We start from the raw sequence: 6,725 nt of genomic DNA, 5'->3' as shown, positions 1-6,725 counted from the left end.
ATGATCAGGTTGATAGGTCAGAGATGGAAGCGTGGTGACACGTGGAGTTGACTGATACTAATCGATCGAGGACTTAACCTAAACGAAAAGCGGAGAAAGCCCGTTTAAACCGATAGGATGTTGGAGCTTCTGGCGGAAGAGACGATAGTCTCAACAGAGGAAGCGAAACAGCCGTACGGTTTGGCTTTCACAGCTGGACAATCAAGAAAAGCGGAGCAAGCTCGTTCATGCTCATAGGGAATTGGAACCGCCGACGAGAAGTCGTTCTTTGACTTCGTGGGAGGTGGTGAAATGACCGTAGGATATAGCTTGCGCAACTGGACAATGAAAAGTACTACACGCTTTCCTCAGTAATGTGTTATCTAGTTTTGAAGGAATAACTTTTAAAAAAAGGGTTGAAATTTCTTCTGAAATATGTATAATGTAATATGTCTGGTGATGATGGCGAAGAGGTCACACCCGTTCCCATGCCGAACACGGAAGTTAAGCTCTTCAGCGCCGATGGTAGTTGGGGGTTTCCTCCTGTGAGAGTAGGACGTTGCCAGGCTGATATTATTCCACAGTAGCTCAGTGGTAGAGCAATCGGCTGTTAACCGATTGGTCGTAGGTTCGAGTCCTACCTGTGGAGCCATATGCTTCCATAGCTCAGTAGGTAGAGCACTTCCATGGTAAGGAAGAGGTCACCGGTTCAAGCCCGGTTGGAAGCTTGCTCGAAGCTGTTTTGGCCCGTTGGTCAAGTGGTTAAGACACCGCCCTTTCACGGCGGTAACACGGGTTCGAATCCCGTACGGGTCATCTAAAGGATGGCAGGCTAAGTTGGCGACGTCCTGTCGCAACGCCTGCACTTGTACATCCTGTACATCGGAGGATTAGCTCAGCTGGGAGAGCACCTGCCTTACAAGCAGGGGGTCGGCGGTTCGATCCCGTCATCCTCCACCATTAAAAAAAGCGAAGGCGATTGTTCAATCTTGAGGGGAATTGGAGCTTATGATCGGAACACCGCTCTTTGGTTTCGTATGCAGAAGTGAAACGGCTGAAAGATTAAGAGCCGCAGCTAAACTAAATCTAGACAGATTGCCGGTGTAGCTCAATTGGTAGAGCAACTGACTTGTAATCAGTAGGTTGGGGGTTCAAGTCCTCTCGCCGGCACCATTTTAAGAAAAGCGAAGGCGACTGTTCAATCTTGAGAGGAGCCGTAGCTGGACAAATGAAATACTGGAGGGGTAGCGAAGTGGCTAAACGCGGCGGACTGTAAATCCGCTCCCTCAGGGTTCGGCGGTTCGAATCCGTCCCCCTCCACCATTTTGTTTTTGGGCTATAGCCAAGCGGTAAGGCAACGGACTTTGACTCCGTCATGCGTTGGTTCGAATCCAGCTAGCCCAGCCAAAGAGCCATTAGCTCAGTCGGTAGAGCATCTGACTTTTAATCAGAGGGTCGAAGGTTCGAGTCCTTCATGGCTCATATTGCGGAAGTAGTTCAGTGGTAGAACACCACCTTGCCAAGGTGGGGGTCGCGGGTTCGAATCCCGTCTTCCGCTCCATATAAAATGGGGCCTTAGCTCAGCTGGGAGAGCGCCTGCTTTGCACGCAGGAGGTCAGCGGTTCGATCCCGCTAGGCTCCACCATTACATACATAAGATTGATTATAAACCTTTAAACACGAAGTGTGTTTAAAGGTTTTTTATTTTTCCTTCTCATAATAGAGAACACACCTTTCTTTATATTCGAATTGCATATATATTCAAAAAAGTGTCGAGTTGAGCCATTTCACCTTTATGTTTAAAATGGATAATGGAAAGACATAGGGGGAGGAAAACAACATATGAAAGCGATTTCTATCATTGGAGTACCAATGGATCTTGGACAAACGAGAAGAGGGGTAGACATGGGACCAAGTGCTATTCGTTATGCGGGGGTAGACGAAAGGCTCAAGAATCTTGGCTACACAGTTTACGACGAAGGAGATATAAAAGTCGAGATTAAAGAAAGAGCGCATAATGACACGGAGACAAATTTAAAGAATCTAAAAGCCGTAGCGGACGGCAATGAAAAATTAGCCCAAAAAGTAGATGAAGTCATTCATTTAAACCGATTTCCTTTAGTGTTAGGAGGAGATCATAGTATTGCCATCGGAACGTTGGCCGGTGTAGCTCAACATTGCGAAAATTTAGGTGTTATCTGGTATGACGCCCATGGTGATTTAAATACAGCAGAAACTTCACCTTCAGGAAATATACATGGTATGCCTTTAGCGGTGAGCCTGGGAATGGGACACCCTGCCCTCATCAATATTGGAGGATATGCACCAAAAGTAAAGCCTGAAAACATTGTTATCATTGGCGCTCGTTCCCTGGATCAAGGCGAAAAAGAGTTAATCAAAGAAAAAGGTATTAAAGTATATACGATGCATGAAGTCGACCGAATTGGGATGACAAAAGTGATGGAGGAAGCGATTAATTATCTGAAGCAACGTACTGATGGCGTACATTTATCCCTTGATTTAGATGGACTTGATCCAGATGATGCACCGGGAGTGGGGACACCTGTTGCAGGAGGAATCAGCTACCGCGAAAGTCACCTCGCTATGGAGATGTTAGCTGAAGCGAATATCATCACATCTGTAGAGTTTGTAGAGGTGAATCCGATTCTAGACGAGCGAAACAAAACAGCTGAAGTGGCGGTTGCATTAATGGGCTCATTATTAGGGGAAAAATTACTTTAAAGCAATCTGTTAAAAGTTGTTTACTCTTATAAGTAAGAGCTTTAGAATAAATATAGGACAAAAAACAGTAACTGTATGGTTACTGTTTTTTATGTTTGTTGTATTGATTTAATAGTGTATCTAATCTTGTACTTGCTTGAACGACTTGGTGAGAAGAGAGAGATGTTTGGCTTGCGAGATGGACCATTAGTAAACGACACTTTTCGATTTCATCAAGCAATAATTTTTCACAATGCATTTTATTCTCACCCCTTTTTATGTTTAATAAATAGCCAAACCATGTTATTTTTAAACCTGATGTTTTTTATTTTTTCTTTTAAACGAAACCTTTTCTAAAATAAAGCGTATGTATAGTATCCCGCAATGGGCGGAGGTAAAAGTTAAATGGATTTGTTAATAAGCAGGAAAATTAACCAAGTGAAAAAGGGAGATCAGGATGCCTTCGCGGAAATTGTTGAATATTATAAAGACAAAGTATATCAACTATGCTACCGTATGCTAGGCAATGCGCACGAAGCAGAAGATTCTGCGCAGGAGGCATTTATTCGTGCATATGTAAATATTCACAGCTATGATTCAACAAAGAAATTCTCAACGTGGCTTTATAGAATTGCCACCAATTTATGTATAGACCGCATCCGTAAAAAGAAACCTGATTACTATTTGGATGCAGAAATTAGCGGTACAGATGGGCTAGATATGTATTCCCAAATTCCCTCTAAACAAGAGCTTCCTGAAGATGAATTAGAGAAGCTAGAGCTGCAGGAGCAGATACAAAGGGAGATTTTAAGACTTCCCGAGAAATACCGCTCGGTCATTGTGTTAAAGTATGTAGACGAACTCTCACTAAAGGAAATTAGCGATATTTTAGATTTGCCTGTGGGCACAGTAAAAACAAGAATCCATAGAGGGCGGGAAGCTTTACGCAACAAGCTGCGCCATCTTTAAGAGGTGAGAACCAATGAAATGTGTAGAATATATTGATTTCATGCATGATTACTTAGATGGTGATATCACGAAGGAAAACGAGACAATCTTAAAAGAACATCTTCACTCCTGTGAGAGCTGCCAGCAGCATTTTAAGGAGTTAAAAAAAGCAATCGCTTTTGTACAGAGTACTTCTCATATTGAAGCGCCGACTAACTTTACTATGAATGTGATGGCCCATCTTCCAAAGGAAAATAGACAAGCAAAATTTAATCGTTGGTTTAAAATGCATCCTTTTATGACGGCAGCTTCATTATTTATATTGTTGATGTTCGGGAGCTTGATGTCATCATGGACAAACAGCCAGGAATTCTCGGTATCTAAACAGAAGGGATTAATTATTAATGAAGAAACGGTTGTTGTTCCTGAAGGAAAAGTAGTAGAAGGTGACATTGTCGTACGTAACGGTGATATTAAAATTGAAGGAAAAGTAAACGGAAATGTAACCGTCATTAATGGGAATCAATATTTAGCATCGGCAGGTCAAGTGACAGGGAAGGTTGAGGAGCTCGATCAACTATTTGAGTGGGTATGGTATACATTCAAATCCAATGTCAAAAATGCCTTAAACATTTCTGAAAATAAATAAGAGATAAAAAAGGATCACTCTTGGTAAACATCAAAAGTGATCCTTTTTAAATACATGGGTACAAAGGGAATTACTTTCGTTTTCTAACCGTTAGATAAGGAAAAAACAGCGGTTTTTATGGTATACTAATAAAGTTACATTGATTATTATTTTGTCATTACATATTAGAGGAAGTGAGATAATGCCTATTGGAGAGCTACCGATCTTCACATACGTAGGAAAAGTAATCGATGTTCTCCTTGTTTGGTTTGTTATATATAAACTAATAATGGTCATAAGAGGAACAAAGGCCGTCCAATTGCTGAAAGGAATCATAGTGATTGTTGTTGTTCGCTTCCTCAGCAGTTTCTTAGGTTTTAAAACACTGGAGTGGCTAATGGACCAGGCTTTAGCATGGGGATTTCTGGCGATCGTTATTATTTTTCAACCTGAGTTGAGGAGAGCTCTAGAGCAACTTGGTAGAGGAAGATTATTTTCAAGGAGTAACGTACCTGAAGAAGATGAGAGTGCTCATACTGTGGAAGCTATTTTAAAAGCAACAGATTATATGGCTAAGAGACGTATTGGTGCTTTAATCTCGATTGAGCGGGATACGGGTATGAGTGATTACATTGAAACGGGAATCCCTTTACATGCTGATGTTTCTTCTGAGCTATTAATTAACATTTTTATTCCGAATACCCCGCTTCATGATGGGGCTGTTATTCTCCAAAAAAATCAAGTTGCAGCAGCTGCTTGTTATCTCCCTCTTTCTGAAAGTCCTTTTATTTCAAAAGAGTTGGGAACCAGACACCGTGCGGCTGTGGGAATCAGCGAAGTCACAGATAGTTTGACAGTAGTAGTTTCAGAAGAGACAGGTAGTATTTCTATTACAAAAAACGGGGAGTTGCATCGTCATTTAACACAGGATATGTTAAGAGAATTCTTAACAAATGAATTAGTAAGCAGTTCAAAAGCGGCTTCTTCGACTCGCTGGCAATGGAGGGGAAAGAAGAATGGATAAGCTGATGAACAACCGTTGGTTTATGAAAATCATGGCTTTATTGTTAGCATTATTGCTTTATATGTCTGTTAATTTAGATCCAGATATTGCAAAGACGACTTCTAAAGGAAGTTCAGCGGTTAGCTATGATAAAGAAACAATTACAGATGTTCCTGTACATGTGTACTACGATAGTGAAAACACGATTGTTAAAGGGGTTCCAGAGTTTGTTCAACTCACGCTGGAGGGGCCCAGAAGTATTGTACAACCTACTAAATTACAGCGGGATTTCGAAGTTTATATTGATGTAACCAACCTCCAATTAGGAGAGCATGAAGTGAAACTTAAGCACCGGAATATTTCTGAAAAATTAGGGGTCAAAGTAGAGCCGCAAACCCTTAGAGTGCAGATTGAGGAAAAAGTGTCCAAAATCTTCCCGGTACAAGCAGATGTGAATGTGAATAATATTCGTGATGGATATATAGCAGAACAACCTATCGTCAAGCCAAGTACGGTTAAAATCACCGGAGCAAAAAGTGAAATCGAAAAAATCAAATACGTGAAAGCGACAATGGAGATTAATGATGTCTCTGAAACGGTGGAAAAAGCGGCTAGGGTAATTGCTTTAGATAAACGATTAAATAAGCTGGATGTAGACATTCAGCCACGTTTCGTAGAGGTAAAAGTCCCTGTCGTAAGTCCAAATAAAAAGGTTGGACTAAGGGTTAAGCCAATAGGGACATTGCCCGATGATTTAAGTATTAAAAGCCTGGAACCCTCTACTCATGAGGTGACGGTTTTTGGGCCTGAGAATATATTGAATGATTTAGACATAATTGATGGTATCGAACTAGATGTCAGTAACATGACAAAATCCGAGAGTGTTTGGATTGATGTTCCTGTCCCTAAGGGGGCTAAGCGGGTATATCCTGAGAAAGTGGCCGTTCGGGTTGACGTAGAAAAAGAGGGGAAAGTAGAAGAGCAAGAGCCAAAGGAAGAAAAGGAAGAAAAGGAAGAAAAGAAAGTGTTTGAAAATCTTCCATTATCTCTTGCCGGAAAATCACCCAATTTTGACTATCAGCTTCTAACGCCTAATTCAGGAAATGTGAATGTAGAGGTAAGAGGTCCCTCAGAAGCTTTAGCCAATATTCAACCTCAAGGCATTCAGCTTTCTATTGATGTGAGCAGCCTTTTAAGTGGTGATCATGATGTATCTATCGAGGTGAAAGGCCCACAAAATGTGACGTATCAACTGGCCTTGAATAAAGCTAGGGTACGAGTGATAGATAAACAAGGTAATAATAACAATGAAAAAATAATTGAAAATCCCCCAAAACCGGATGAAAAACAAGATAATCCAATTGATGAAAACGAGCAAAGCTATGATGATCAAAATTTGGATAATACACAACCACAAGGTTAACAACAGGTAGATATCGTAACAAA

Annotated in this window: 6 protein-coding genes, 10 tRNA genes and 1 rRNA gene; 16 read left to right on the top strand and 1 reads right to left on the bottom strand. The window is 41.1% G+C overall.

What is annotated here, in order from left to right:
* The first annotated feature begins 431 nt into the window (after positions 1-431).
* The 12 genes from rrf (at position 432) to rocF (ending at position 2,721) form a co-directional block, all read left to right on the top strand.
* Positions 432-547 (top strand): 5S ribosomal RNA (rrf, locus tag ACFOU2_RS02890).
* 9 nt (positions 548-556) lie between these two features.
* Positions 557-631 (top strand) — tRNA-Asn (locus tag ACFOU2_RS02885).
* Between the two features lie 3 nt (positions 632-634).
* A tRNA-Thr gene (locus ACFOU2_RS02880) sits at positions 635-707 on the top strand.
* Positions 708-723: 16 nt separating this feature from the next.
* Positions 724-795: transfer RNA gene (locus ACFOU2_RS02875), tRNA-Glu, on the top strand.
* 68 nt (positions 796-863) lie between these two features.
* A tRNA-Val gene (locus ACFOU2_RS02870) sits at positions 864-939 on the top strand.
* 137 nt (positions 940-1,076) lie between these two features.
* Positions 1,077-1,152, top strand: a tRNA-Thr gene (locus ACFOU2_RS02865).
* A 65-nt stretch (positions 1,153-1,217) separates the two neighbouring features.
* Positions 1,218-1,302: transfer RNA gene (locus tag ACFOU2_RS02860), tRNA-Tyr, on the top strand.
* 9 nt (positions 1,303-1,311) lie between these two features.
* Positions 1,312-1,386 (top strand) — tRNA-Gln (locus ACFOU2_RS02855).
* 2 nt (positions 1,387-1,388) lie between these two features.
* A tRNA-Lys gene (locus ACFOU2_RS02850) sits at positions 1,389-1,461 on the top strand.
* A 4-nt stretch (positions 1,462-1,465) separates the two neighbouring features.
* Positions 1,466-1,540: transfer RNA gene (locus ACFOU2_RS02845), tRNA-Gly, on the top strand.
* A gap of 8 nt (positions 1,541-1,548) precedes the next feature.
* A tRNA-Ala gene (locus tag ACFOU2_RS02840) sits at positions 1,549-1,624 on the top strand.
* A 197-nt stretch (positions 1,625-1,821) separates the two neighbouring features.
* Positions 1,822-2,721, top strand: a complete 900-nt coding sequence (rocF, locus tag ACFOU2_RS02835) for an arginase (protein ID WP_377912014.1) — start codon at positions 1,822-1,824, stop codon at positions 2,719-2,721.
* 79 nt (positions 2,722-2,800) lie between these two features.
* Here rocF and ACFOU2_RS02830 read toward each other — a convergent pair whose 3' ends face one another.
* Positions 2,801-2,959: an aspartyl-phosphate phosphatase Spo0E family protein gene (locus ACFOU2_RS02830; RefSeq protein ID WP_377912012.1), complete on the bottom strand. Its 159-nt coding sequence runs from the start codon at positions 2,957-2,959 to the stop codon at positions 2,801-2,803.
* A 146-nt stretch (positions 2,960-3,105) separates the two neighbouring features.
* Between ACFOU2_RS02830 and sigW the strand changes: the two genes are divergently transcribed.
* The 4 genes from sigW (at position 3,106) to ACFOU2_RS02810 (ending at position 6,702) form a co-directional block, all read left to right on the top strand.
* Complete coding sequence (gene sigW, locus ACFOU2_RS02825; protein WP_377912010.1) at positions 3,106-3,669, top strand: RNA polymerase sigma factor SigW; 564 nt, start codon at positions 3,106-3,108, stop codon at positions 3,667-3,669.
* 13 nt (positions 3,670-3,682) lie between these two features.
* Positions 3,683-4,297: a zf-HC2 domain-containing protein gene (locus ACFOU2_RS02820; protein WP_377912008.1), complete on the top strand. Its 615-nt coding sequence runs from the start codon at positions 3,683-3,685 to the stop codon at positions 4,295-4,297.
* Positions 4,298-4,478: 181 nt separating this feature from the next.
* On the top strand, positions 4,479-5,300 hold the full coding sequence (gene cdaA, locus ACFOU2_RS02815) for a diadenylate cyclase CdaA (RefSeq protein ID WP_377912006.1): 822 nt from the start codon (positions 4,479-4,481) through the stop codon (positions 5,298-5,300).
* 22 nt (positions 5,301-5,322) lie between these two features.
* Entirely contained in the window at positions 5,323-6,702 is a 1,380-nt protein-coding gene (locus ACFOU2_RS02810; protein ID WP_377912004.1) for a CdaR family protein, read from the top strand.
* The last annotated feature ends 23 nt before the right edge of the window (positions 6,703-6,725 follow it).

Origin of the sequence: Bacillus songklensis (assembly GCF_042649685.1) — a bacterium.
Classification (GTDB): domain Bacteria; phylum Bacillota; class Bacilli; order Bacillales; family Bacillaceae_H; genus Bacillus_BA; species Bacillus_BA songklensis.
Note: the sequence above shows the minus strand (reverse complement) of the source record. Positions and strands in the feature narration are given on the sequence as shown.